The sequence below is a fragment of the Bacteroides graminisolvens DSM 19988 = JCM 15093 genome (assembly GCF_000428125.1).
Taxonomy (GTDB): Bacteria; Bacteroidota; Bacteroidia; order Bacteroidales; family Bacteroidaceae; genus Bacteroides; species Bacteroides graminisolvens.
In genome coordinates, this window is record NZ_KE386627.1 from 16,308 (window position 1) to 41,579 (window position 25,272).

The following is a 25,272-nucleotide window of genomic DNA, read 5'->3' on the forward strand; positions in this document are numbered from 1 at the left end:
TCTTTAATATAAATTATGGAATTAAACAACCTTTCTCCTTTGCGTAAAGGGATCGTGGGAGTGCAGTTTCTTTTTGTGGCTTTTGGGGCTACTGTGCTCGTACCTCTTTTAGTAGGACTAGATCCTTCAACTGCTTTATTTACCGCTGGTGTCGGTACGCTTATCTTTCATTTAGTTACTAAGGGGAAAGTCCCCATCTTTTTGGGTAGCAGCTTTGCCTTTATAGCACCCATCATCAAAGCAACGGAACTGTATGGTTTGGCCGGCACTCTTTCGGGGATGGTTGGTGTTGCATTGGTTTACTTTTTAATGAGTGCGCTGGTTAAATGGCAGGGCGTTAAGTTTCTGGATCGTTTGTTCCCTCCGGTAGTTATCGGGCCGGTCATCATGCTGATTGGTTTGTCGCTTGCCGGAACGGGTGTGAAGATGGCCAGTGAAAACTGGATATTGGCTTTGGTATCATTGCTGACTGCTGTTGTTGTTTCCGTTAAAGCCAAAGGGTTACTCAAAATCATTCCTATTTTCTGCGGAATCATTGTGGGCTATGTTACAGCTCTAATCTTTTTTGATGTCGATTTAACCGGTATCCGTGATGCCGCCTGGATTGCCGTTCCCGATTTTAAGTTTCCTTCTTTTTCATGGGAGCCTATCTTGTTTATGATACCCGTAGCTGTGGCTCCTGTTATTGAGCACATTGGCGATGTGTATGTAGTGAACACCGTTACCGGAAAAGATTTTGTGAAAGATCCCGGTTTGCACCGTACGTTGTTGGGTGACGGTTTGGCTTGTTTTGTAGCTGGTTTCCTCGGTGGCCCTCCCGTAACGACCTATTCGGAAGTAACCGGGGCTATGTCGCTGACCAAGGTCACTGACCCTACGGTTATCCGTATCGCTGCGTTTACGGGTATTATTTTCTCGGTTATCGGTAAGGTGAGTGCTTTGCTGAAATCAATTCCGAGTGCTGTATTGGGTGGCATTATGTTGTTGCTGTTTGGTACCATCGCTGCTGCTGGTGTAGCCAATTTAATAAATAGTTGTGTGGATTTTACTCGCACGCGTAACATCATTATCTTCTCACTGACGCTGACCATCGGTATTGGTGGTGCTGTGTTTACGTGGGGTGATTTCTCGTTCTCGGGCATCGGACTGGCTGCCGTGGTGGGTGTGGTGCTGCATTTATTGCTTCCGCACGAAGAACAGAAATAGTTTCGAAGGAGATAGATTCTTTCCAACCGGATAAACAGAAGAGGGGTGCATCACGAAACATGCACCCCTCTCTGCTGTTTACACTAGGGTAAACTATGCTGAACCTATTGCTTCTTTTCTTTAGCTAAGGAATTTAGCGATGTCTGCATCTGCTGTGCTGATGCCGCCAATTCCGAAGTTCTCAACCAATACTTTGGCTACGTTGGGTGAAAGGAATGCGGGCAGAGTAGGACCGAGGTGTATTTTCTTCACACCCAGATAAAGCAATGCCAACAAGACGATAACCGCTTTTTGTTCGTACCACGCAATGTTGTACACAATGGGCAGGTCGTTGATGTCGTCCAATCCGAACACTTCTTTCAGCTTCAGGGCGATTACTGCCAATGAGTAGCTGTCGTTGCACTGACCGGCGTCGAGTACGCGTGGAATTCCGTTGATGTCGCCCAGAGGCAGTTTGTTATAACGATACTTCGCGCAACCGGCTGTCAGAATAACGGTGTCTTTAGGTAATTTCTCGGCAAACTCGGTGTAGTAGCTGCGGCTCTTCATGCGTCCGTCGCAACCTGCCATCACAAAGAACTTGCTGATAGCTCCGCTCTTCACTGCGTCAACAACCTTGTCGGCCAAGGCCAATACCTGTGCATGGGCAAACCCGCCTACGATGGTGCCGCTTTCAATTTCTACCGGTGGCTGGCAACGTTTCGCATGCTCAATGATGACAGAGAAATCTTTGGGCTGACCATCTTTACGTTCTGCAATGTGAATGGCTCCGTCGAGGCCCGATGCACCTGTTGTGTAGATGCGGTCTTTGTAAGTTGCCTTTGAGGTAGGAGGTACGATGCAGTTGGTTGTAAAGAGGATAGGGCCGTTGAAGCTTTCAAATTCTTCTTTTTGTTTCCACCAGGCGTTACCGTAGTTACCGGCCAGGTGTTTGTATTTCTTCAGATGCGGATAGTAGTGAGCAGGAAGCATTTCGCTGTGCGTGTAAACGTCAATGCCGGTGCCTTCTGTTTGTTGCAACAGTTCTTCCAAGTCTTTCAGGTCGTGACCGCTAATCAGGATACCGGGGTTGTTTCTTACTCCGATGTTTACTTCTGATAGTTCCGGATTACCGAAGTGACCGGTGTTGGCTGCATCGAGCTGTGCCATAGCTGCCACACCAACCCTGCCTGTTTCAAGTGTCAGGGCAATAAGGTCTTCTACTGAAATGTCGTTGCGGGTAATTTCAGCCAATGCATGTTGCATGAAGCTGTATATCTCAGGATCTTTTGAATCGAGGTTATAAGCATGTTCCACGTAAGCGGCCATTCCTTTGATTCCGTAATGAACCAATTCTTTCAGTGAGCGGATGTCTTCGTTTTCGTTACGTAATACACCTACGGTTTTTGATTTGGCTTCGAATTCGGCTTCCGAACCATTCCATGTACATTCGTCGGGTGCATTGGCTATAGTTACTTGCTGTGCCAAACGATTTCTCAGTTCCAATCCGCTTTTAATCTTGGCTATGATGGCAGCATTGTCAAAGTTAGCGTTGGTGATAGTCGTAAACAGTCCGTCGAACACAAACTTGTCGGCTTCGGCAGATGCTTTTCCTTCTTTGCGAAGTTCCTGATTGTAAACTGCAACCCCTCTGACCACGAAGAGAAGAAGATCTTGCATATTGGCTACTTCGGGAGTTTTACCACATACTCCGCTGATTGTACAGCCTATTCCTTTTGAGGCTTCCTGACATTGATAACAGAACATACTCATAATTATTACGTATTAAGTGATTATTAAATTCGTTTACTTTTAATTTGTATGGCAAAGGTACGGCAGTCAATGTGCCTAATTCTGTAACCAATGTTACAAGCTCTGTTTTTTTTCTATCGGATAAGAATTTTCAGCTTTTCCTTATTCAGAATCGTTATCTGTTTGCGGTCGGCTTTAATCAATCCGTCGTCTTGCATGTGCGAAACTTCCCGTGCCAGTGACGGACGGGAAATGCCGAAGTAATCAGCCAGTTCCTGTTGTGATCGATCTAATAGTATCTGGCTTCCCTGAGTGGCCGACAGCCGCAGAAAGTAAGAAGCCAGCTTTTGACGGATGGTTTTGAATGACATGAAGAAGAGTTTTTCCGACAGCGTTTGTGCGTAATTGGCCGACATATTCATGTAGTTCTCCAAAAACACTTCGTTGCGTGCAAAGAGTTTGATGACGCTCTCTTTGGGAATGATGATTGCTTCGGTGTTTTCATTGGCCGTTACCTCAACCGGAAAACGGTTGGCTGCACCGAAAAGAAACAGTGGTGCCAATGCTCTGGGAGCTGCAATATCTTCTATCTTAATCAGGCGTCCCGATTCGTCAATCATTTCACCCCTCACGCTTCCTTTGGTCAGGATAACCAGTTTGTTGCACACGTCACCCTGGTGCGCCAGAATCTCACCTTTAGTATAGTTCTTAACTTTATACGTCAGCCCCTCAAAGTTTTTCCGTAACTCGCCGGCCGATACATTTTGGAACAGCGGGTTAGGCAGTAGTTGTTCAATCATATTATCTAACTATTATATCCATACAAACAACACAGCATTTGATTTGTTTGCAGAAACCTCCTCCTTTCAATTAAAATAGCTGTAACTTCACTCCGAACGACAAACTAAGATAATCTCGCGGTTTTAGATAACTGTTACCGACAGCACTCGCTATATATAAATCACTGGCGCTAAGTTCATAGAAGAAAGTGACTTCTTTGGCGGAATGCCTCTGTTGCGGATTGATATTAATGGTAAATCGCTGTCCCAAATAGGCATGAAAGCGTACTTTAGTTGAAAAACCGTAATACCCGTTGGGGTAACGTTCCGGCTCCTCTGCCCAAAACTCATCACCGAAAATGGTGTTCATGTACAGTCCGCATGCCAGTGGTTCTATGGATAGTTTGTCGTTGACAGACCAGCTCCACGGCATGTAGTTTTGTTTCAGCGTCATGGTCATCTTGGCTCTTTTCGACGAATTTTTAGGTAAGAAACCCAAGTATACATCCGTTTCCCATTGATTCCTTTTGCCATAATCCCATCCGGTTCCTACGGAAACGGCTCCCATATTACCTGCATATTGCAGTTTCAGGTGAGTGGGTATCAGGTTTTCCCAATGCTTGCGGTAGCGATGAATCCGTTTGTCATATTTGGTTTCTTGCGCGTGCAAGTCAGATGTTGCAACCGTTAATCCGCTCAACAATAACAGGTTAAAAATAAACCACTTCATATTCATATCTTTCGGGATTAATGGTGAATACTAAATAACTGCGATGATTCATGCTGTCACTTCCGTAGTACATGATGCCGTCTTCAAATATGGCTTCTGCCGTGAGGTGATGCTCATGTGCAGCCGTGCAAAACTGTATGCCGGGTGCTTCCTTTACGTACCGATGAAATACTTTCGCCACATTGTTGTTGAACTCATGGATTAACGGACGCACGTGCATGGAGAAAACCGTTTTACTGTATTCATCCTTCCGGTCGGCTAGTGCGTTCTCAATGAAATCGAAGTCGGGTACCGGGTGCGAATAATCATACTCAATAGCATTGGTGTTGAGGCAGACAAACTTTACGTTACCGGCAATGAATGAAAAGTTGTCTTCACCAAACACTTTGGTGTAAACCTCTTCACCGGTTCCCAGTACATCGTGATTGCCGATGATAACTACGTATGGGAATTTGAGACCGTTCAGGATATCACGTTGCCACAAAAACTCCTTGGTTATACCAAAGTCACTGACGTCGCCCCCGTGAATGACAAAGTCAATATCGTTTCGACGGTTAATGTGTTTCACGAATTGTTCCGTCTCGTCATACCACCGTTGCGAATCACCCATAACTGCAAACTTTATGGTTGTTTTTCCTTTGCAGTTGGATTCTATTTTGGCCATGTTTTTGGCGTTGATACCCGTTTCGCCCGATATGTCTACGTCGTAAGGATGATAGTCAATTAAGTCACAGCCGTACATGAATAGTAGGGAGAAGAGGGATAGGAGAAAAGTCTTATTCTTCTTCATATAAATTGTTTTATAAAACGAAATGCAAAGATAAAGTTTACATTTCTATTGAAACAATTACCTTAATGGAAAGTTTGTTCTGTGAATCCTTTTAAATGGTCTGAATGGGATAGTTTCTTGAAATAGATGATCAAACAGATTACGGCTGTGAAAAAGGCGAAGAAGTCTGATGCCGGCATACTTGCCCATACACCGGTAACGCCATATTGTCTGGGTAATATAAGTAAGAAAGGAAGCAGGTAAACCAATTGCCGGGATAATGAAAGGAAAATGCTGACTTTTGCCTTGCCTATGCTTTGAAAGAAGTTGGAAATAACAATCTGGCAGCCCACAAAGGGGAAAAGCATGATGGTGATGCGGATGCCTTCTGATGCCATGCCTATCAATTCGCCGCTGTTGGTGAACATGGCCGAAACTGCGTGTGGAAACAGCTCACAGATCAGAAATCCGGTAGTGGTAATAGATACCCCGCTTATAATTCCCAAACGAAGTGCCTGCTTTACCCGTTTCATGTTTTTGGCACCGAAGTTATAACCGATAATGGGTTGCAGTCCCATGGTAAGTCCCATAACCGTCATCACAAAAACAGTCATCAGCCGGTTGATGATGCCATAGGCACCTATGGCCATGTCGCCGCCGTGCTTCTGCAAACTCACGTTGATAACAATAACAATGGCACAGGTGCACAGATTCATGAGGAAAGGCGCCATGCCGATGGAGAATATCCGTCCCACAATACCTAAATCAACTCTCCAGAAGTTGCGGGTGAGATGCACATAACTCTGCGAACAGGTGAAATGCTTCAGTACCCAAACCATCCCGATTGATTGTGCTATGACGGTTGCTGTTGCCGCTCCCTGAATACCCCATTTAAAATAGAATATAAAGATAGGAGCCAGGATAATATTTCCCAAAACAGTTACCATCGATGTAAGCATGGCTTTCTTGGGATAGCCTGTGGCACGCATTACGTTATTGAGCCCAATCATTATATAAGAAATAGGCGTACCTATTAAGATAACTTTCATGAAATCGCGGGCATAGGGCAGGGTTATTTCACTGGCACCGAAGAAAAGAAGAATGTCATCCAGAAAAAGATAAGCCATGCTTCCGAAGGTTACTGCATTGATGATGCAAAGCATCAGCGTATTGCCCAGAATGGTGGTAGCACCGTTCATGTCCTTTCTTCCCAAACTGATGGATGAAAGAGCAGCACCGCCTCCGGCAACCAGTGTGCAGAAGGCCATAACCAGGTTCATAAACGGAAAAGTGATGGCTAAACCCGATATGGCCATTGGTCCCACTCCATGTCCTATAAAGATGCTGTCAATGATATGATAGATAGAGGTTACTGTCATACCAATAATAGCCGGAATAGAGTATTGAAGCAGTAGTTTACCTATGCTTTCTGTACCAAGTGTATGCGGGTCGTTGTTTTGCGCCATGCGTTTTCTTTTACGTTTTTTTAAGTTGCCAAAGGTAGCAAATATTTGTCTCATCCAATGATTATTCGGAACTTTGCGCCTCACATAACCGAATAATTTTATATTTTTTTAGATTCTAATGGTAAATAATATGGATAGAAATACAATAATAGCTGCTTTGTTTGATTTTGATGGAGTGATTATGGATACCGAAGGGCAGTACACCATCTTCTGGGATGAGCAAGGCTACCAATACTTGGGCGAGAAAGACTTTGGTCGCAGAATCAAAGGACAAACGCTGACTCAGATATACGACAATCATTTTGCCGGCATGACCGATGTGCAACAGCAAATCCGTATCGATCTGGATACGTTTGAGGCGAATATGCAGTTCAATTACATCCCCGGTGTGGAAGCTTTCTTGGATGATTTAAAAGCCAACGGAGTTAAAATAGCCGTTGTGACCAGCTCCAATGAAAAGAAAATGGCGAATGTGTATAAGGCTCATCCCCGGTTAACCGAAAGATTCGACCGCATTATCACGGCCGACATGTTTACCGAATCCAAACCCAATCCCGAATGTTTCTTGCTAGGCATGAAGCTGTTTGAGGCTGTTCCCGCCCATACGTTTGTGTTCGAAGATTCTTTTCACGGACTGCAGGCAGGCATGTCGTCGGGGGCAACGGTTATCGGACTGGCAACCACCAATCCGCGTGAAGCGATTGCTGGCAAATGCCATCATGTGCTCAGCGATTTCATAGGAATAGACTTCCAAATGCTATGTTCATATTCCAATCATAACCAATAACGGAAATTTTTCTGTTATTTATGTTTAAAGGCTGAACAAGCTCTTTAGCGAGGTGTTTTTTTTGTATTATTTGATAATAAATACAAAATGGATACAATAAAGATACCTCGTACCTCTCAAAAGAGAGTGGTTATAATAGGAGGCGGTTTTGCTGGTCTGGCTCTGGCCGATAAGCTTTGTGGCGATCATTTTCAGGTAGTGTTGGTCGACCGACACAATTACCACCAGTTTCAGCCCCTGTTATATCAGGTTGCTTCGGCAGGATTAGAACCCAGTTCCATTTCCTTTCCCTTCAGAAAGAACTTCAGTAAGAAAAGAAACTTCTATTTTCGTATGGCGGCAGTCACCCGAATTGTGAGTGACCAAAACTATATTGAGACACCCATAGGAACTTTGTCGTATGACTATCTGGTCATTGCGGCGGGCACTACCACCAACTTCTTTGGTAACGAAAACATTCGCAAGGCAGCCCTGCCCATGAAGAGTGTGGAAGAAGCCCTCACCCTGCGAAATACACTTCTATATAATTTGGAGAGAGCGCTCGATTGCACCGATGCAGATCAGAAGCAAGCCCTGCTCAACATTGTGATTGTGGGCGGTGGAGCTACGGGTGTGGAAATAGCCGGAGCCCTTTCCGAGATGAAGCGTTACATCATTCCCAAAGATTATCCCGATTTGGCCGATCACGAAGTGAATATCTACCTCATCGAAGGATCCTCCCGTTTGCTGAATGTCATGTCTGAGGAAGCATCGGCTCATGTCTATAAATTCCTTACGGAGATGGAAGTAAATATCATCACTGAGATACATGTTACCGATTATGTAGATGGTAAGGTGATTATGAGCGACGGGCAAACCATAGCTACGAATACGCTGATCTGGGTGAGCGGGGTTACTGCAGAACGTTTCGGAGGCATAGCAGACGATTGTCTGGCACGTGCGGGTAGGTTAGTAGTGAATGAATTCAATCAGTTGAAAGGACACAGCAATCTCTTTGCCATTGGTGATATCTGTATGCAAACCGAGCCCGACTTCCCAAATGGCTATCCGCAAGTGGCGCCTGTGGCTATTCAGCAAGGCGAACTGCTGGCCAAGAACTTGATGCAGGTGGAGAAGGGTGGTGCACTGACTCCTTTTAAGTACAAGGACAAAGGATCATTGGCAACTGTTGGTCGCAACAAAGCTGTGGCCGATATTAAAAAGATAAAGCTTCAGGGATTTGTGGCCTGGGCGGTTTGGTTGTTGGTGCATTTGCGTTCCATCTTGGGAGTAAAGAACAAATTGATGGTATTAATCAATTGGATATGGAATTATGTGATGTACGATCAATCTCTTCGTTTTATATTCCGTTCCCGTCCAAAAGGTGATTGATGGAAGAGATTTCCTGTCATAGGGGTTTTCGCACAGAATACCCTTTCATGAATAACCTTTCCGGGCAGAGACCAAAATATAGAGAAATATTTCTTCGTTCCACCCGAAAGCTATAACTTTGCAGCCAATTTTTAATTATTAATTTCAAATATTATGGCTGGTTATATTTCAGACGATACCCGCAAAGTAACAACTCATCGCCTCATTGAGATGAAAGAAAGAGGCGAAAAGATATCGATGCTAACAGCATACGACTACACAATGGCCAAGATAGTTGATGGCGCCGGAATGGATGTGATCCTCGTAGGCGATTCAGCTTCCAATGTGATGGCCGGTAACGTAACGACTTTACCTATCACGCTAGATCAGATGATCTATCACGGTAAATCGGTTGTTCGTGCGGTGAATAGAGCGATGGTAGTGGTCGACATGCCGTTTGGTTCTTATCAGGGAAACTCCAAAGAGGGATTGGCTTCTGCTATCAGAATCATGAAAGAGAGCCATGCCGATGCTTTGAAATTGGAGGGCGGAGAAGAAATCATCGAAACCGTTAAGCGAATTTTATGTGCCGGAATACCCATCATGGGACACCTCGGACTCATGCCTCAATCCATCAACAAGTACGGCACTTACACCGTGCGTGCCAAAGATGAGGCTGAAGCTGAAAAGCTACTTAGCGATGCCCATTTGTTGGAAGAAGCAGGTTGCTTTGCCCTGGTACTCGAAAAGATTCCGGCCTCACTAGCCGAACGCGTAGCCAAAGAGCTTACCATTCCGGTGATCGGTATTGGTGCCGGAGGCAAGGTCGACGGTCAGGTACTGGTTGTTCAGGACATGCTGGGTATGAGTAAAGGTTTCAGTCCGCGCTTTTTGCGCCGCTATGCCGATTTGCATACCATCATGACCGATGCGATTCAACAATATGTAACAGACGTAAAAGATTCCGATTTCCCAAATGAGAAAGAGCAATACTAGCGGACTGCTTTCTTCGAGCTATCTGCAAATTTGTTTAGGTAATTTTTTGTTGTTTATTTCCCGCTACATGTTACTTCCCATGTTACCTGTGGTCATGGCGGGACGCTTGGGTGTTTCACTCGCTTTTACAGGTAGCATATTTGTGCTGCTTACGGCGGGAATGTTTCTGGCAGGTCCGTTCTACAGTTACCTGATGGATACCTATAAGCGTAAATACATTTGCTTGTTATCGTTTGCCATCATGCTGTTGGTTAACGCTGCTTGCTTGTTTGTGCAAACTCCCGTAGAGTTTATGTTGCTGTGTCTTATTCACGGAATATCATTCGGGTTGGCTACCACCACCAGCATTACCTTGGCAATAGACCTTACCAATCCGGGTAAGCGAAGTGCCAGTAATGTGGTTTTCGGGTGGACTTCCCGCTTTGGCATGATGATGGGAGTTGCTGCCGGCATTGCCGTTTTCATGTACCGCGGATTTGATGAAGTGGTTTATCTGTCGGCTGCGGTAGGAGGAGTGGGCATTTTGCTGATTAATATGCTGTATGTGCCTTTTCGTGCACCTATCGGTTCGAAGTTGTGCACAACAGACCGCTTTTTACTGGGACGCGGATGGATACCCTTGCTTAACATGATTCTCATTGCACTGATTCCCAGTGTGCTGATCACGTTGGTACCCGATACGTATAAATGCGTGGTTCTGATGGGATATAGCATTCCGTTCTTTGCCGTGGTCGGAACCGGTTTTTTCATCTCGGCTGTATTCCTGAAACTGCTTTTCAAGGAAGACAACTTCCTCGGACAGATTATCAGCGGACTGGTTGTGATGATCCTGGCCACAGCATTGCTGGCTTTCCCCGTTGCAGAGTTAACCACTGCTCCCGGCGCTGTTTTGCTGGGTATCGGTATGGGTTTGGTTACCCCCGAGTTTCTGCTTATGTTTGTGAAACTGTCACAACATTGTCAGCGCGGCACTGCCAATACCATGCATCTGTTGTCGTGGGAAACCGGTATCTCCATCGGTATAGCCATTGCCTGCTACACAACGGCGCAGATACCCGAATCACTTCCGGTTCTTTACCGTTTCTGTCTGGCCATGGCCGTGTTATCACTTCTCTTCTTCCTGCTGGTAACATACCCTTATTTCAAGAAGAAACGATTCAGGTAATTATTACCCGATTCAACCATAAAAGAATGGCTGCCTATCACCCGATAAGCAGCCATTTCTGTATAGCAAAAGTTTGCTCAGTGCTATTTAAAATTGAAAGAAGTTCTTAGCGTTGTTGTAGCTGATGTCTTCAATCATTTGGTTCACCCTTTCAATCTCAGCGTAAGGAATCTCACCGTTCTCAACATCGCGACCTACCAGGTTACACAATGTTCTACGGAAATATTCGTGGCGAGGATAAGAAAGGAATGAGCGAGAGTCGGTAAGCATACCTACGAAGCGGCTTAGCAGACCCAGTACCGACAGAGAATTCATTTGTTTCTCCATACCGTCTTTCTGATCGAGGAACCACCATCCCGAACCGAATTGAATCTTTCCGGCTACCGTTCCGTCCTGGAAGTTACCCAACATAGTAGCAATAACCTCGTTGGCAGAAGGGTTCAGGTTGTACAAAATCGTTTTAGTTAGTTTACCTCTGCTGTTCAGCTTATCGAGATACTTAGCCATTGCTTTGGCAGTAGTAAATTCACCGATTGAGTCGAAACCGGTATCCGGTCCCAGTAATTTGAACATCTTGGTGTTGTTGTTACGAATGGCACCGTAGTGGAACTGTTGTGTCCATCCCTTATCAGCATCCATTTCGCCGAATACAATCAGCATAGCCGATTTGAATTTCAGAATCTCTTCCTTGGTCAGTTCGCTGCCGCCATACACCTTGTTGAAAATCGCTTTGATCTCAGCATCCGTATAATCTTCAGCATAGAACTCCTCAATACCGTGATCAGACAATTTACAACCCTGCTCAGCAAAGAAGTCGTGACGTTTGTGCAATGCAGCAATCATGTCGTCGAAGTTCGAGATGGTTACCCCGCTTACCTCAGACAATTTCTCCATGTACGCTTTGAAATCAGCAGGCACCTCAACCGCCATTGCTTTGTCGGGTCTCCAGGTAGGAAGCATTTTCACTTCGAAACCACTCTCGCGAGTCTGAATGTGATACTCCAGAGAATCGATGGGATCATCGGTGGTGCAAACCGCTTCAACGTTGTAGCGACGCATCATGCCACGAGCCGAATATTCCGGTTTAGCCAGCTTCTCGTTACACTCATCAAAGATTTCACGTGCTGTTTTCGGATTCAAAATCTTATCAATGCCGAAAGCCGTTTTCAGCTCCAGGTGAGTCCAGTGATACAATGGGTTTCTCATGGTGTAAGGCACTGTCTCCGCCCATTTCTCAAATTTTTCCCAGTCGGTTGTGTCCGTTCCTGTACAATAACGCTCATCAATACCGTTGGTACGCATGGCACGCCATTTATAATGGTCGCCTCCAAGCCATATCTCCGTTAATGATTTGAACTTATGATCATCCGCTACCATCTTAGGAATAAGGTGACAGTGATAATCAATAATCGGCATTTTAGCAGCATGCCCGTGATACAATTTCTGTGCCGTTTCCGTTTGCAGCAAGAAATTCTCATCCATGAAATTCTTCATTTTATTGCGCTTTAAAAGTATATAATTGTTACTTAATTAGTATCTGCCGGTATTACATTGGTAATAAGCCAAATAGGTCTTTCAGACCTTTTGCTTTTATTAACCGTTATCGAACACAAAAATAGAAGTTTTACTTGGCAAACCAAAATTATTCGTATATTTGCGGGAAAATTTATAATATTTAAACGCTTTGCGTATTTGCCCTTCAAAGAACAAATATGCGAAAAAAATCTTATACTGACCTTAATACGAGGCGTAAAAACACATGGATAAGAAGAATTACACCATTAAAGACATTGCACGTATGGCCGGAGTTTCTGCCGGAACAGTTGACCGTGTGATGCATAACAGAGGCGAAGTTTCTGAGGCCACTTTGAAAAAAGTGCAGAAAGTTTTGAAAGAGATTGATTACCATCCCAATATGTTTGCTATTGGTTTGGCAGCCAAAAAAAGGTATCAGATAGCCTGTTTGATCCCCGCCCATCAGGAAGGAGATTATTGGCATTCCGTTGCCCAGGGCATTGAAAAAGCAGCCCTCGAACTGCGTCCTTTTAATGTAAGTGTGGAATTCATTTACTATGTGCATGCCCATGAATCATCTTATAGCAAGGGTTGTGACGCCTTGCGAAACATGGAGATTGATGCCGCACTCATAGCGCCTAATTTCGAGAAAGAAACGACAGAGCTTGCAGCTGTTTTGCAAACGCGCAAGGTACCCTACATCTTTGTTGATTTAAACATAGAAGGTGCCCGTGCGTTGAAATACATCGGGCAAGACTCGCACATGAGCGGGTACATAGCTGCCAAATTGCTGATGCAGAGCTATCGGGAAGGGCAGAAGCTGGTTCTTTTCTTAGTGAATGGAAAAGACAATCCCGCCGAGATACAGATGATTCGCCGCATGGAGGGTTTCATGCAGTACATCAACGAAAGTTTTCCGCAAGTAAGAGTGCTTGAATTCGTTTTGAACAAAGACAATACAACCACAGATTACGAAGCCCTCGAAAACTTTTTCAAGAATCATCCGGATGCAGAGCTGGGCATTGTGTTTAACTCCAGAGTTTACCAGGTAGGTAATTTCCTGCGCGAAAGCGGTCGGAAGATGGAAGCCCTGATTGGTTATGACTTGCTGGATAAGAACACAGACCTCATGAAAGCGGGCTATGTGAAATACCTCATCGGGCAGCGTCCCGGCTTGCAGGGATATCGCGGAATCAGAGCTTTGTGTGAGTACGTAGTGTTCAAGCAAAACGTCTTATCTGCGAGGTTTATGCCCATTGATATTCTGATGAAAGAGAATATCGATTATTATTTTGAATTTGATTAAAATACTGATTATAAATATTTTATAAATTGCAATTAGAATGAAAGCTTTAAACAAAGAAACAGCCGTGAAAGTACAGCGTCCCGAACGCATCATTCAGTTTGGCGAAGGTAACTTCCTTCGTGCGTTTGTTGACTGGATCGTTTACAACATGAATGAAAAAACCGACTTTAACAGCAGCGTTGTAGTCGTACAGCCTATTGACAAAGGTATGGTTGACATGTTGAATGCGCAGGACAATCTGTACCACGTGAATCTTCAGGGACTTGATAAAGGTGAGGTGGTTAACAACCTTACCATGATTGACGTTATCAGTCGTTCACTCAACCCATATTCTCAGAACGCAGAGTTCATGAAACTGGCCGAACAACCTGAAATGCGTTTCGTTATTTCAAATACAACAGAGGCAGGTATCGCTTTCGATCCTTCTTGCAAGCTCGATGATGCTCCTGCATCTTCTTATCCGGGCAAGCTAACTCAGTTGCTTTACCATCGTTTCAAGACTTTTAATGGTGACAAGAGCAAGGGACTTATCATCTTCCCATGCGAGTTGATCTTCCTTAACGGTCACAAACTGAAAGAAACCATCTACCAGTACATTGAACTTTGGAACCTCGGTGCCGAATTCAAAACATGGTTTGAAGAAGCTTGCGGTGTTTATGCAACGTTGGTTGACCGTATCGTACCGGGCTTCCCCCGCAAAGACATCGATGCTATCAAAGAAAAACTTCAGTATGATGACAACTTGGTAGTACAGGCAGAGATCTTCCACTTGTGGGTTATCGAAGCTCCTCAGGAAGTTTCTAAAGAATTCCCTGCTGATAAAGCCGGTTTGAACGTATTGTTTGTACCTTCTGAAGCTCCTTACCACGAACGCAAGGTAACCTTGCTTAACGGCCCTCACACCGTGTTGTCACCCGTTGCATACCTTTCAGGAGTAAACATTGTGCGTGATGCCTGCAACCACGAAGTGGTAGGACAGTACATCAACAAAGTGATGTTCGATGAGTTGATGGAAACCTTGAACTTGCCGAAAGACGAGTTGAATCAGTTTGCAAAAGATGTATTGGAACGCTTCAACAACCCGTTTGTTGACCACGCCGTAACAAGCATCATGCTGAACTCATTCCCCAAATACGAAACACGTGACCTTCCCGGTTTGAAAACATACCTCGAACGTAAGGGTGAATTGCCTAAAGGCCTTGTATTAGGTTTGGCAGCTATCATCACTTACTACAAAGGCGGTGTTCGTGCCGACGGTGCTGCCATTGTTCCCAATGACGCTCCTGAAATCATGGACTTGCTTACTCAACTTTGGGCAAGCGGCTGTACACAGACCGTAGCCGAAGGCGTGCTGGGAGCTGAGTTCATCTGGGGTGAGAACCTGAACCATGTTCCGGGACTGACTGCTGCTATCAAAGCCAACCTAGATTCAATTCAGGCAAACGGTATGCTTGAAACAGTAAAGAGCATTCTCTAATTCCTGAGAAATAAGCATAAATGAAAAGGGCTGCATTCTTAACGAGTGCAGCCCTTTTTCCCTCTCTAATACTAAGTGTGCTTATTAATTATGTAGATAACATTTATTTTCCGGCTTTCAGAATAATCGATGTAGCCCCCAGTGTCATGATAGCGCCATCTTCAATGCGCACCCTGTCTTTATCTCCCAGAACCTCATTGTGCAGGAATGTACCTGTCAGGCTCGGCGCATCTCTGAGCGTATAAACCAGTTTCCCCGCCTTGTTTCGTTTCACGTTGATGATACAATGGCGTCTGTCCATGCTCATGTCTCCCGTTTCAATAGGAGCGTTGATAACCGTGCCTACACAGCGGCGACCTATTACATTATCACCTTCCGCAAGCGGTATTACTTGTTTGAATCCAAATACATTGGCAATTACCACAATGCTTCCAAAACCCTCGTCGGTTAATTCCTCGCTGAGGTCTTCCTCTTTGCGTACCGCCTTTACTTTACTTTTGCCCAAGCGTATGCTGAACTGCTTGCCGCAATGTTCACACACAAACACCAAAGATTGCCCTTCGGTATATTTCGTTTCATCAAAAGACAGGTAATTCTCACATTTGGGACAAAGAACTCTTTTCATTCTTAAACTTTTAGTTGTATCTTCTTACTTATTGGCAGGAGTCAACACCCATGCAGTGGCAAACTCATCGTTTTGCCTAACCTGAGACAGCTTTTTGCCTGCCTCTTCACGGTTGTCGTAGCTGTCAATGCTCACACGAATCACGCTGCTGCCTTTCAGCACCCGAGCATTTCTGTATCCTTTAGCCTTTAGCTTTTCGGCAAGAGACTCGGCATCTTTTTGTCCGATGCTGCTTGCTATAATGATGTGATAATCAGAAGAGTTAGCTTTTGTTTCCTGAACTTCAGCTTTAGCCTTAACCGCTACTGTTTCCGTTTCCTTGGTAACCTTAGGTACGGCAGGAACCGTTACCTCTTTCACCGTTTTAGGCTTCACTGCTTTGGAGACCGTTTTGTGTGCTGTTGAGCCTGCTGCTGCCTTACCGGTAACAACCTTTTCAGTGTTGCCCACCAACGCAGTGGTAACCGATTGTTTTTCTATGCTGGCAAACAGTTCCGACGGCATCAGCTGAGCGTAGTTCTCGTTTCTGATTTCCGTGTTTTCAACAGGAACAGAAAGCATGAAGAACATCACGATGGCGGCTGCCACAGCTGCTGCATGACGCACAAAAGTACGGTTGATGCTGATGTTATACGTATTCTTATCGGCCGAAGTGTTATAGCTGACTACCGGCTTGCGGTCGGCCACCTTGCTTTTCTGCTTCAGCGGAGTAATGGATACGGCATCCAAGCCATATAAAGACGGAGTTGTAATCTTGTTGTTGAAAGGAGTGAACTCATACGTGCCGTGAATGGTGAAATGCAGTTCGCCCACATTGGGCAAGTCCGCGCGACCTTCTTCGTGCAGTGTTGAAATCAGTTCTTGAATCTCCTTGTCAATTATCCGTTGCGCATCAGAGAAATTGGTATCGTGCACAGCCATGTATGACTGCACCAACAATCCGTCATTCATTTTGAGTTGCGGGTTGAAGCCGATGTTCCGGGTAGGGGGCAGGTAGATGCACTCTTCCTCCACCCATTGGGCAGATGCATAGTGCGCCACAAAGCCGCCGAATCCGGGAATGATTACACAATCATTCTCCAATAGTAATGTCTCTATGTGCTGTGATAATTCTTTCATAAGTGCAAAATTAGTGTTTTTTTTGAGATATGCATCATAATTCCCCTTGTTTGTTATTAACAAGTTATGAACGCACCGAAATGTACAAGCCCTGTTCTTTCCGATTCAGAAAATTTGTGTACTTTTGCCTCTCGAAATAATCCGATCAACAAACATTCAAACCAAAAATGAATTATATTCAAACAGAGATTGACGGTGTTTGGCTCATTGAACCTACCGTTTACGGTGATCAGCGCGGCTACTTCATGGAGTCGTTCAAGCAACAAGAGTTTGAGCAGCACATCGGCCGGGTAAACTTTCTGCAAGACAACGAGTCGAAGTCGGTTTTCGGCGTGTTGCGCGGATTGCATTACCAGCAGGGCGAATACAGTCAGGCCAAGCTGGTGCGCGTCATCAAAGGCACCGTGCTCGATGTGGCGGTGGATCTCCGCACCGCATCGCCCACATTCGGCAAGCACATCAGCGTGGAACTCAGTGAAGACAACAAACGTCAGCTATTTATTCCCCGCGGATTTGCGCACGGATTTCTGGTGCTCAGTGATGAAGCTATTTTTACTTATAAGGTTGATAATTATTACACACCTCAGGCCGAAGCTACAATTATGTACAGCGACCCTCAGTTAAAGATCGACTGGTCCGTTGATCCCAGTGTACTTATTGTATCGGACAAAGATAAATGCGGAACTCTTTTTGCTGAGGTTGCAACAAAATCGTTGTTTTGATTGTTTTTTATTCATAAAATTGCTACATAAATAGATGCAGAATTAGTAATTTTGCACAAAACAAACATATGGAAAAGAGTATTGCTTCATTCATATTCGTGCTGTTGTTTTTCTCCTGTAAGGGCGGCGGTACCAAAGACTCTTCTGCTATGCAGGAAGACACGCTGGCCAAATCACAACTACAAGGTATATGGGTTGACGATGACAGTGACATGCCGCTGATGAAGATCAAGGGCGACACCATTTATTATTCAGATCCTCAGAACTCGCCTGTCTATTTCAAAGTACAGAACGATACCCTGCATACGTACGGCAATGAAGTAACGCATTACCACATTGATAAGTTGGGACAATACGTCTTCTGGCTTCACTCCTTATCTGACGAGGTTGTTAAGCTGCACCGTTCGGAAGATGCCGATGACAGTCTGGCGTTCAGTGCCGGTGGTGTGGAAGTGATTCCTACGTACCGTGAACGTGTGGAGCGTGACAGCGTGGTGAATTACGACGGCAAGAGATACCGTGCTTACGTGTACATCAACCCCTCGAAAGTCAAAGTCGTAAAAACATCCTATAACGAAGACGGCATGAGCATTGACAACATCTATTATGATAACGTGATGCACATTTGCGTATACGAAGGCCGCAAGAGCCTGTACGCCAGTGACATCACCAAGCAAATGCTCAGTCCGTACGTCTCCGCCGACTTCTTGTCTAAATCCCTTTTCTCTGACATGCAGTTCATTGGTGTGGGGGCTTCGGGCTTTCACTACCAGGCTTCTGTGTGCATTCCCGAAAGCTTTGTTTGCAACATCGTTGATTTGTATGTGAGCTTCAAAGGAAAGCTGACGATGAAGGCGGCGAAGTAATAGAGGGTATAGCAAATCATGATGAAAAAGGTTGAAAAACTATAGGTATCCCTTTTTGTATAGTGAAGAATTAATTTAATGTTATCTTTAAAATTTCTTCCTTAATATTCGTATTGCATTGACAATGGCAAGTAATGCTACACCTACATCGGCAAACACAGCTTCCCACATTGTAGCTACACCGCCAGCACCTAATATCAAAACAATACCTTTAACTACAAATGCTAATGTGATGTTTTGCCAAACAATTTTTTTCGTCTGTTTCCCAATTTTAATTGCAACTGCTATTTTGCTGGGCTTATCGTCTTGAATGACTACATCCGCAGTTTCTATAGTAGCATCGCTACCCAATCCGCCCATTGCAATGCCTACATCACTTAATGCAACCACTGGTGCATCATTGATACCATCTCCTACAAAGGCCACAGTTTCATTCTTATCTTTAATTTCTTTAATCTTATTAACTTTATCTTCTGGTAGCAAATCACCGAAAGCATTGTCTATGCCCAACTTCTCTGAGACTAATCTAACCACAGATGTTTTATCCCCGCTTAACATTGTTGTTTTTACATTGAGTCTTTTTAATTTGTTAATGGCTATTTGAGAGTCTTCTTTTATACTATCAGCAATGGTTAAATACCCCACAAATCTTTTATCATAAGCAACTGCTATAACAGTGTAGAAAATATCATCGGGTTGCATGTTGTAAGTTATAGAAAATTTATCCATCAATTTAAAATTTCCAACCAATAATTCTTTCCCATCTACGTTTGCTTTTAGCCCGTATCCCGCTATCTCCTCAATGTCTAGTAATGGAAGATTGCTATTGACAGTGCCAACAAAGTTTTGAATGGCAGTTGCAATAGGGTGATTCGTGTGGCTTTCTAAAGCATTTACCATTTGTAATATTTCCTCTTGATTAAATGCGCTGTCAAGAACAATATCTTGTACTTTGAATACCCCCTCGGTCATAGTACCGGTTTTATCCATTACTACATGCTTTATAGAAGCTAATGTGTCCAAGAAATTACTTCCCTTAAATAAAATTCCGTTACGGCTTGCTGCGCCAATACCACCGAAATACCCCAACGGTATTGAAATAACCAATGCACAAGGACAGGAAATCACGAGGAATACGAGTGCTCTATATAGCCAAGTCTCAAACTGATAGTTACTGTTTAAAAAATAAGGAAGAAAGCATATAGCAGTAGCTGCAAAGACAACTATAGGTGTATATACCTTTGCAAACTTTCGGATAAATAGTTCCGTTGGAGCTTTTTTAGAAGTGGCATTCTGTACCAACTCTAATATTCGGCTCAATTTACTTTCTTTATAGCTTGTTGTTACTTTTACATCGACAACCCTGTTGATGTTTATCATACCTGCTAAAACGGAATCTCCTTTCAACTTTGCGTCAGGGGTGCTTTCTCCTGTCAATGCAGCAGTGTTAAAGGTAGCTGATTCTGATAAAAGAATCCCATCTAAACCAACCTTTTCTCCCGGTTTCAATCGTATGATTTCGTCTATTTCTACAGTCTCAGCTTTGACAGTTTTAAGCAAATTGTTTCGTATAACAGTTACCTCATCGGGTCTTTGATCAAGTAATGACTTGATGCTTTTCTTGGCTTTCTTTACAGCCAATGTTTGAAAAACTTCACCTATTGCATAGAATAGCATTACGGTAACGCCTTCAGGATATTCGCCAATGGCAAAAGCCCCAATAGTAGCGACTCCCATTAAAAAAAACTCCGAGAAAATATTTCCTTTACTGATATTTACAACAGCATCTTTTAAAACAGGTAGGCCAACCGGTGTATAAGCAATCACATACCAAATTATTCTGATCCAACCAGTGAACCATTCACCCGAAGAATAACTATCTAGATAAAGCGCGGTGAGTAGAAAGATTAGCGATAGGATAATGGGCCATAATATTTTGAGAGCACTAATTTTTTCACCGCTATGATCATGCTCGTCATTATTACTATGCCCATCTTTTTCCCTGTGGCTTCCAGTTAAATGCTTTGTTGCTGTTTTAGCATCTATCTTATCTTCCGATGCACAACACATTATTATGCTTTGCGCATGGTTATTGTTTTTATGATTTTGTGACATCATTGTTGAGTGTAAATTATTTGTATTATTTGATAATGAAACAGGTATATCCCATACGGCAGCTAGGCTTACAAATAATGCACCTGAGAAACAATGTTTGTTTTTACATCTTAGGCGATTGATACCAGCAAAAAGTAGAGAATATACCTGTTTTATTTCAGAGATAAGTTATCAGAATGTTTAAGTCAAACTTTCTTATTTTATCAATAATCTAGCATACACTTACAACTCAAAAGCTGAAAGTTCTGCAAAGGCCTTTTGATAATCGCGTTCAGCTTCTAGCATTTGATTAACTGTGTTGTAGTACAATCCCATTTCAAGAATATAGTCCAAAAGAGATATTTCACCTGCATCTAATGCTTTCTTTAGCAAATCTGTATTATTGACTGTTGCTAAGGATTGGCGATATTTATCGGCTGTCATTTTCAATCCTGCGGTGCGGCTATATAGAATCTGAAGTTTACTATATAAACTTTGCCTCGTGTCATATTCACGAGATTGGGCTGCAATTACTGAAGACTTGGCTTGTTTGATTCGATTCTTGTTTTCCCACAGAGGAACTGAAATACCAAACGCAACCCCTTGATACTTTTGTCCAACCACTTTTTCACTCATATATCCGGCTGAAAATGTAGGTAAATTCATGGCTTTACTCAATGAAACCTGTTTTCTACTTGCTTCAATTTCCTGCCTGGCGTATGCCACTGCCGGATTTTTTTCTGTTGTTTGCGCAAACCAATCGTCAAAACTCACGGGAAGTGAGATATTATGGTATTGAGATTCTTCTAGTACAACATCTGTTCCTCCGTTTAATCTCTTGAGTTGCGTTAGTAGAGTTTCCCGTTCAACATTAATTCGAGCTATTTCTCCCTGAACAGTTGATAGATTGAGTTGAACTTTGTTGTACTCTAACTTGTTGGTATCTCCCCATTTTACACGCGATTTGTAGCCTTCTGCTATCATTTCTGCATGTTTCATGCGCACATCAAGTTCTTGTTTAAGAGCATTATAGTAAATCAGTTCGATGCAATATTGTTTTGCTTCCAACAGAATATTTATTCTGTCTGACTGATATTGTAGTTCAACCAAGTTGTTTTGAACGTTTGCCACTTTATTCTTCATTCCTATTATGGTAGGAATGTCAAAACTTTGCTTTACACTAATATCAGTACGGTTGCCTATGTTTCCGGGCTTTCCCCATAGGTAATTATATTCAACTTCAGGGTTACTTAAGTATATTCCTGTTTTGTTTTCTATCTTTTGTGCATCAGCGGTTTTTCGAAGTGCTTTCAGAGTTGAGTTATTCTCTTCTATGCTCGTGAGTACCGTGTTGATGCTCTTTTGAGCAAATATAGGTACACTTACCCATATTGCTAATATCATTATTATTGTTACTTTCATATTTATTGGTATTTATTCTTAAACTTCATCGTTTTTTATCACTTCTGTCACGATTTTCTTGTTAGTTAAGATATACATAATTGGAATGATAAAACCATTTAAAAATGTTGATGTCAGTAATCCGCCAAGTATAACTTTTGCCATGGGGCTTTGAATCTCGTTACCGGGCAAATCTCCTCCTAATGCTAACGGTATTAGAGCAAGTCCTGAACTGAGTGCGGTCATCAATATTGGGTTTAAGCGATCCAGTGAGCCATGTATAACGCTATCCATTGCTGACATCCCTACGTTCTGTAAGTCATTATAATGAGAGATTAACAGCATACCGTTACGCGTTGCAATTCCGAATAAAGATATGAATCCGATAATGGCCGGAATACTGATAACACCTCCAGTAAAGAAGACAGTAAAGACACCACCTATAAGAGCTAACGGAAGATTTAGCAATATAACTGTGGATTGAGTCACGCTTCGGAACTGGGCGAACAATAATAAGAATATGACCATAATAGAGAATACAGAAGTGACAAGTAGGATGCGTGAAGCTGCCTGCTCACTTTCAAATTGCCCACCATATTCAATGTGGTATCCTTCGGGTAACTTCACCTCCGTATTGATTTTATCTTGAATGTCGTTCACAACACTTCGTAAATCTCGTCCGGCCACATTGGCTGAAATGACAATTTTTCGCGCCACATTCTCCCTGTTGATGGTGTTTGGTCCTGTAGATGATGTTATATTAGCTATGTAGTTGAACGGTATTTTCTGACCTCCGGCATCTACAATTAGATTGCGGATACGTTCGGAAGTTTCGCGGCTATCTTCATTGACTTTAAGTGTCAGATCAAATGATTTATTGCCTTCATATACCTGTGATACAACTTCTCCTGCTAGCATTATGTTGACAATCTCACCGAATTCAGGCGGTGTGATACCGTACTTGGCTAACATCTCTCTTTTGGGTTCTATCTTTAGTTGCGGACGTTCTACTTGCTGTTCAACATTGAGGTCGGCAATACCTTTTACATTCTGTATCGATGCTTTTATCTGATTTCCCAATGTAAACATTTTGTTTAGGTCTGTTCCGAATAGTTTGATAGCTATATTGGCTCTTGTACCAGACAGCATAGCGTCTATACGGTGTGAAATAGGTTGTCCTATTTCGATATTTACGCCAGATAAAACTTTTAGCTTTGTTCGTATTTCTGCGAGAACCTCATCTTTAGAGCGTTCCTTCAACACAAAAGGTGCTTCTATCTCTGATACATTTACCCCCAAAGCATGTTCGTCAAGTTCGGCGCGTCCTGTTTTACGCCCAACAGTCTGTATTTCAGGCACAGAAAGCAATATGTTTTCTGCAATGCGTCCCATTTTATCTGATTCTTCCAGCGAAATACCCGGAAGCGTGCTGATATTTATAGTAAATGAGCCTTCGTTAAAAGGTGGAAGGAAGCTACGACCCAATGTGAAAAAGATAACAATGGTAACGGTCAAAAGTGCGCCGGTTCCTCCGAGTACCCATTTGCGATTGCTAAGTGTCCATTTCAGTGCCTTTTCGTACGCATTCTTTAGTTTTCGCACTACATACGGCTCTTTTTCAGGCTTGTCATCCTTTTTTTGTTTACCTAACAGATAGCTAGATAGTACTGGCGTCAGCGTTAATGCCACTACTGTAGAGGCAACAAGTGCAACAATAAATGAAATACCTAGTGGAGCTAGCATACGCCCTTCCATTCCTGAAAGAAAGAATAAAGGAATAAAGCTGGCAATAATGATGAGTGTTGAATTAAGAATAGGCATACGAACTTCTTTTGATGCCTCAAACACCACTGTCATTACCGTTTTTTGCTCTTCTATTGGTTTCTGCCTGTTTTCACGCAATCTCTTGAAAACATTTTCTACATCCACAATGGCATCATCTACCAGCGAACCAATAGCAATAGCCATACCGCCTAAACTCATTGTATTAATGGTTAGCCCCATTAGTTTAAGTGCTAAAATAGATGCAACCAATGAGAGAGGAATTGTTACTAACGAGATAACAGTTGTCCGAACATTCATTAGAAATATAAAGAGTACAATGACAACAAATATACCGCCTTCATACAGTGATTTTTGAACGTTTCCAATTGAATTATTAATAAACCTGGCCTGTCTGAAAATATCTGTAGACAGTTTTACGTCTGCCGGAAATGTCTTTTGTAATTCGGCTAACGATTTATCTAACTTATCAGTCAGTTCTATAGTGCTTGTAGATGGTTGCTTGGTTACTGTTATCAGTACGGCCGCTTTTCCTTTCTCAGAGGCAATGCCTAATTTAGGTGCTTTGTTCCCAATTTTAACTTCCGCTATATTTTCCAACATTACAGGTGCATTATCGATCTTTTTTATGACCGTTTTGCCTAAAGCAGCTACATTATTTGTTGAAAGTACACCACGTATGATATATTCGTTACCGTATTCATATAATACTCCTCCAGAAGCATTCTGATTCATTTCGGTTACCACCTTTATTACTTCATCCAGGGCAATGCTATAATGTTTCATTTTGTCAGGATTCAGTAAGACTTGATATTCTTTAATATCCCCCCCCATTACAGTAACTTGGGCTACCCCGCCGGTAGATAGTAATCGAGGGCGTATATTCCAATCGGCCAATGTTCGTAAATCCTGCAATGAGGTAGTATCGGCGGTCAATCCAATAATCATTAGCTCACCTAAGATAGATGATTGAGGTCCTAATGTCGGATTTCCTACATTAGATGGTAGAGCGTCTTTGACTACTGCCAACTTCTCGGAAACGATTTGACGTGCACGATAAATATCTGTTCCCCAATTGAACTCAACCCATACAATTGAAAATCCGGTGGTTGATGAGGATCTCACACGGCGCACATCTGTTGCACCGTTTACAGCAGTTTCTACGGGGAAGGTCACCAAACGTTCTACTTCTTCGGGCGCCATGCCTTTGGCTTCGGTCATTATGACTACGGTAGGGGCATTCAAATCCGGAAATACATCGACTTCCATATTGGAAGCTGTATAAATTCCCGCCATCATAAGTAGCAGGGATGTAACTAAAACAACCATTCGGTTGTTTAGTGAGAATTTTATTATTTTATTTAACATAACAGTTCGTCTTTAGTA

20 protein-coding genes are annotated in these 25,272 nt (G+C 43.1%); 9 read left to right on the forward strand and 11 right to left on the reverse strand.

The window, feature by feature from the left end; genetic code table 11:
- Positions 1-15 precede the first annotated feature (15 nt).
- Complete coding sequence (locus C511_RS0112530; RefSeq protein ID WP_024996997.1) at positions 16-1,206, forward strand: uracil-xanthine permease family protein; 1,191 nt, start codon at positions 16-18, stop codon at positions 1,204-1,206.
- A 120-nt stretch (positions 1,207-1,326) separates the two neighbouring features.
- Here C511_RS0112530 and hcp read toward each other — a convergent pair whose 3' ends face one another.
- From hcp to C511_RS16860, 5 genes are all read right to left on the reverse strand, one after another.
- A complete protein-coding gene (gene hcp / locus C511_RS0112535; RefSeq protein ID WP_024996998.1) occupies positions 1,327-2,958 on the reverse strand; it encodes a hydroxylamine reductase in 1,632 nt (543 codons plus the stop codon).
- Between the two features lie 113 nt (positions 2,959-3,071).
- On the reverse strand, positions 3,072-3,737 hold the full coding sequence (locus C511_RS0112540; RefSeq protein ID WP_024996999.1) for a Crp/Fnr family transcriptional regulator: 666 nt from the start codon (positions 3,735-3,737) through the stop codon (positions 3,072-3,074).
- A 70-nt stretch (positions 3,738-3,807) separates the two neighbouring features.
- Entirely contained in the window at positions 3,808-4,446 is a 639-nt protein-coding gene (locus C511_RS0112545; protein ID WP_024997000.1) for a hypothetical protein, read from the reverse strand.
- Complete coding sequence (locus C511_RS0112550) at positions 4,427-5,236, reverse strand: metallophosphoesterase family protein (protein ID WP_024997001.1); 810 nt, start codon at positions 5,234-5,236, stop codon at positions 4,427-4,429. The genes C511_RS0112545 and C511_RS0112550 overlap by 20 nt, the downstream gene beginning before the upstream one ends.
- Positions 5,237-5,298: 62 nt before the next feature.
- A complete protein-coding gene (locus C511_RS16860) occupies positions 5,299-6,681 on the reverse strand; it encodes an MATE family efflux transporter (RefSeq protein WP_024997002.1) in 1,383 nt (460 codons plus the stop codon).
- 130 nt (positions 6,682-6,811) lie between these two features.
- Here C511_RS16860 and C511_RS0112560 point away from each other — a divergent pair, with 130 nt between their 5' ends.
- From C511_RS0112560 to C511_RS0112575, 4 genes are all read left to right on the forward strand, one after another.
- Entirely contained in the window at positions 6,812-7,468 is a 657-nt protein-coding gene (locus C511_RS0112560; RefSeq protein ID WP_024997003.1) for an HAD family hydrolase, read from the forward strand.
- Positions 7,469-7,555: 87 nt separating this feature from the next.
- Complete coding sequence (locus C511_RS0112565; RefSeq protein WP_024997004.1) at positions 7,556-8,839, forward strand: NAD(P)/FAD-dependent oxidoreductase; 1,284 nt, start codon at positions 7,556-7,558, stop codon at positions 8,837-8,839.
- A gap of 153 nt (positions 8,840-8,992) precedes the next feature.
- Positions 8,993-9,814, forward strand: coding sequence for a 3-methyl-2-oxobutanoate hydroxymethyltransferase (panB, locus tag C511_RS0112570; protein WP_024997005.1), 822 nt, complete (start codon positions 8,993-8,995; stop codon positions 9,812-9,814).
- Positions 9,795-10,979, forward strand: coding sequence for an MFS transporter (locus tag C511_RS0112575; protein ID WP_024997006.1), 1,185 nt, complete (start codon positions 9,795-9,797; stop codon positions 10,977-10,979). Before panB ends, C511_RS0112575 begins: the two co-directional genes overlap by 20 nt.
- 87 nt (positions 10,980-11,066) lie before the next feature.
- Here the strand turns inward: C511_RS0112575 and uxaC are convergent, their stop codons facing one another.
- The gene (uxaC, locus tag C511_RS0112580; protein ID WP_024997007.1) at positions 11,067-12,473 is read right to left on the reverse strand and encodes a glucuronate isomerase; all 1,407 of its coding nucleotides are present in this window, start codon (positions 12,471-12,473) and stop codon (positions 11,067-11,069) included.
- A gap of 265 nt (positions 12,474-12,738) precedes the next feature.
- Between uxaC and C511_RS0112585 the strand changes: the two genes are divergently transcribed.
- Both C511_RS0112585 and C511_RS0112590 read left to right on the forward strand, forming a co-directional pair.
- Positions 12,739-13,800 carry a LacI family DNA-binding transcriptional regulator gene (locus tag C511_RS0112585; protein WP_027318224.1) on the forward strand — a complete coding sequence of 354 codons (1,062 nt, stop codon included), beginning with the start codon at positions 12,739-12,741 and terminating at the stop codon, positions 13,798-13,800.
- A 37-nt stretch (positions 13,801-13,837) separates the two neighbouring features.
- Positions 13,838-15,277, forward strand: coding sequence for a tagaturonate reductase (locus C511_RS0112590; RefSeq protein WP_024997009.1), 1,440 nt, complete (start codon positions 13,838-13,840; stop codon positions 15,275-15,277).
- Positions 15,278-15,380: 103 nt separating this feature from the next.
- Here the strand turns inward: C511_RS0112590 and C511_RS0112595 are convergent, their stop codons facing one another.
- A complete protein-coding gene (locus C511_RS0112595; protein ID WP_027318225.1) occupies positions 15,381-15,902 on the reverse strand; it encodes an FHA domain-containing protein in 522 nt (173 codons plus the stop codon).
- A gap of 24 nt (positions 15,903-15,926) precedes the next feature.
- Entirely contained in the window at positions 15,927-17,021 is a 1,095-nt protein-coding gene (locus tag C511_RS0112600; protein WP_024997011.1) for an HU domain-containing protein, read from the reverse strand.
- A 167-nt stretch (positions 17,022-17,188) separates the two neighbouring features.
- Here C511_RS0112600 and rfbC point away from each other — a divergent pair, with 167 nt between their 5' ends.
- Positions 17,189-17,743 (forward strand): dTDP-4-dehydrorhamnose 3,5-epimerase, encoded by a 555-nt coding sequence (gene rfbC, locus C511_RS0112605; RefSeq protein ID WP_024997012.1) that lies wholly within the window; start codon positions 17,189-17,191, stop codon positions 17,741-17,743.
- Between the two features lie 68 nt (positions 17,744-17,811).
- Positions 17,812-18,609, forward strand: a complete 798-nt coding sequence (locus tag C511_RS0112610; RefSeq protein WP_024997013.1) for a DUF4738 domain-containing protein — start codon at positions 17,812-17,814, stop codon at positions 18,607-18,609.
- Positions 18,610-18,696: 87 nt separating this feature from the next.
- On the opposite strand, the gene C511_RS0112615 is transcribed toward C511_RS0112610, so the two are convergent.
- The 3 genes from C511_RS0112615 to C511_RS0112625 form a co-directional block, all read right to left on the reverse strand.
- Positions 18,697-20,727, reverse strand: coding sequence for a heavy metal translocating P-type ATPase (locus C511_RS0112615; protein ID WP_024997014.1), 2,031 nt, complete (start codon positions 20,725-20,727; stop codon positions 18,697-18,699).
- 219 nt (positions 20,728-20,946) lie between these two features.
- The gene (locus tag C511_RS0112620) at positions 20,947-22,125 is read right to left on the reverse strand and encodes a TolC family protein (RefSeq protein WP_024997015.1); all 1,179 of its coding nucleotides are present in this window, start codon (positions 22,123-22,125) and stop codon (positions 20,947-20,949) included.
- An 18-nt stretch (positions 22,126-22,143) separates the two neighbouring features.
- On the reverse strand, positions 22,144-25,254 hold the full coding sequence (locus tag C511_RS0112625) for an efflux RND transporter permease subunit (RefSeq protein ID WP_024997016.1): 3,111 nt from the start codon (positions 25,252-25,254) through the stop codon (positions 22,144-22,146).
- Between the last annotated feature and the right edge of the window lie 18 nt (positions 25,255-25,272).

Excerpts from the sequence above, each read along its gene's own strand:
- C511_RS0112530 (WP_024996997.1), top strand. The coding sequence starts at position 16 with ATGGAATTAAACAACCTTTCTCCTTTGCGTAAAGGGATCGTGGGAGTG.
- hcp (WP_024996998.1), bottom strand. The coding sequence starts at position 2,958 with ATGAGTATGTTCTGTTATCAATGTCAGGAAGCCTCAAAAGGAATAGGC.
- C511_RS0112540 (WP_024996999.1), bottom strand. The coding sequence starts at position 3,737 with ATGATTGAACAACTACTGCCTAACCCGCTGTTCCAAAATGTATCGGCC.
- C511_RS0112545 (WP_024997000.1), bottom strand. The coding sequence starts at position 4,446 with ATGAAGTGGTTTATTTTTAACCTGTTATTGTTGAGCGGATTAACGGTT.
- C511_RS0112550 (WP_024997001.1), bottom strand. The coding sequence starts at position 5,236 with ATGAAGAAGAATAAGACTTTTCTCCTATCCCTCTTCTCCCTACTATTC.
- C511_RS16860 (WP_024997002.1), bottom strand. The coding sequence starts at position 6,681 with ATGGCGCAAAACAACGACCCGCATACACTTGGTACAGAAAGCATAGGT.
- C511_RS0112560 (WP_024997003.1), top strand. The coding sequence starts at position 6,812 with ATGGATAGAAATACAATAATAGCTGCTTTGTTTGATTTTGATGGAGTG.
- C511_RS0112565 (WP_024997004.1), top strand. The coding sequence starts at position 7,556 with ATGGATACAATAAAGATACCTCGTACCTCTCAAAAGAGAGTGGTTATA.
- panB (WP_024997005.1), top strand. The coding sequence starts at position 8,993 with ATGGCTGGTTATATTTCAGACGATACCCGCAAAGTAACAACTCATCGC.
- C511_RS0112575 (WP_024997006.1), top strand. The coding sequence starts at position 9,795 with ATGAGAAAGAGCAATACTAGCGGACTGCTTTCTTCGAGCTATCTGCAA.
- uxaC (WP_024997007.1), bottom strand. The coding sequence starts at position 12,473 with ATGAAGAATTTCATGGATGAGAATTTCTTGCTGCAAACGGAAACGGCA.
- C511_RS0112585 (WP_027318224.1), top strand. The coding sequence starts at position 12,739 with ATGGATAAGAAGAATTACACCATTAAAGACATTGCACGTATGGCCGGA.
- C511_RS0112590 (WP_024997009.1), top strand. The coding sequence starts at position 13,838 with ATGAAAGCTTTAAACAAAGAAACAGCCGTGAAAGTACAGCGTCCCGAA.
- C511_RS0112595 (WP_027318225.1), bottom strand. The coding sequence starts at position 15,902 with ATGAAAAGAGTTCTTTGTCCCAAATGTGAGAATTACCTGTCTTTTGAT.
- C511_RS0112600 (WP_024997011.1), bottom strand. The coding sequence starts at position 17,021 with ATGAAAGAATTATCACAGCACATAGAGACATTACTATTGGAGAATGAT.
- rfbC (WP_024997012.1), top strand. The coding sequence starts at position 17,189 with ATGAATTATATTCAAACAGAGATTGACGGTGTTTGGCTCATTGAACCT.
- C511_RS0112610 (WP_024997013.1), top strand. The coding sequence starts at position 17,812 with ATGGAAAAGAGTATTGCTTCATTCATATTCGTGCTGTTGTTTTTCTCC.
- C511_RS0112615 (WP_024997014.1), bottom strand. The coding sequence starts at position 20,727 with ATGATGTCACAAAATCATAAAAACAATAACCATGCGCAAAGCATAATA.
- C511_RS0112620 (WP_024997015.1), bottom strand. The coding sequence starts at position 22,125 with ATGAAAGTAACAATAATAATGATATTAGCAATATGGGTAAGTGTACCT.
- C511_RS0112625 (WP_024997016.1), bottom strand. The coding sequence starts at position 25,254 with ATGTTAAATAAAATAATAAAATTCTCACTAAACAACCGAATGGTTGTT.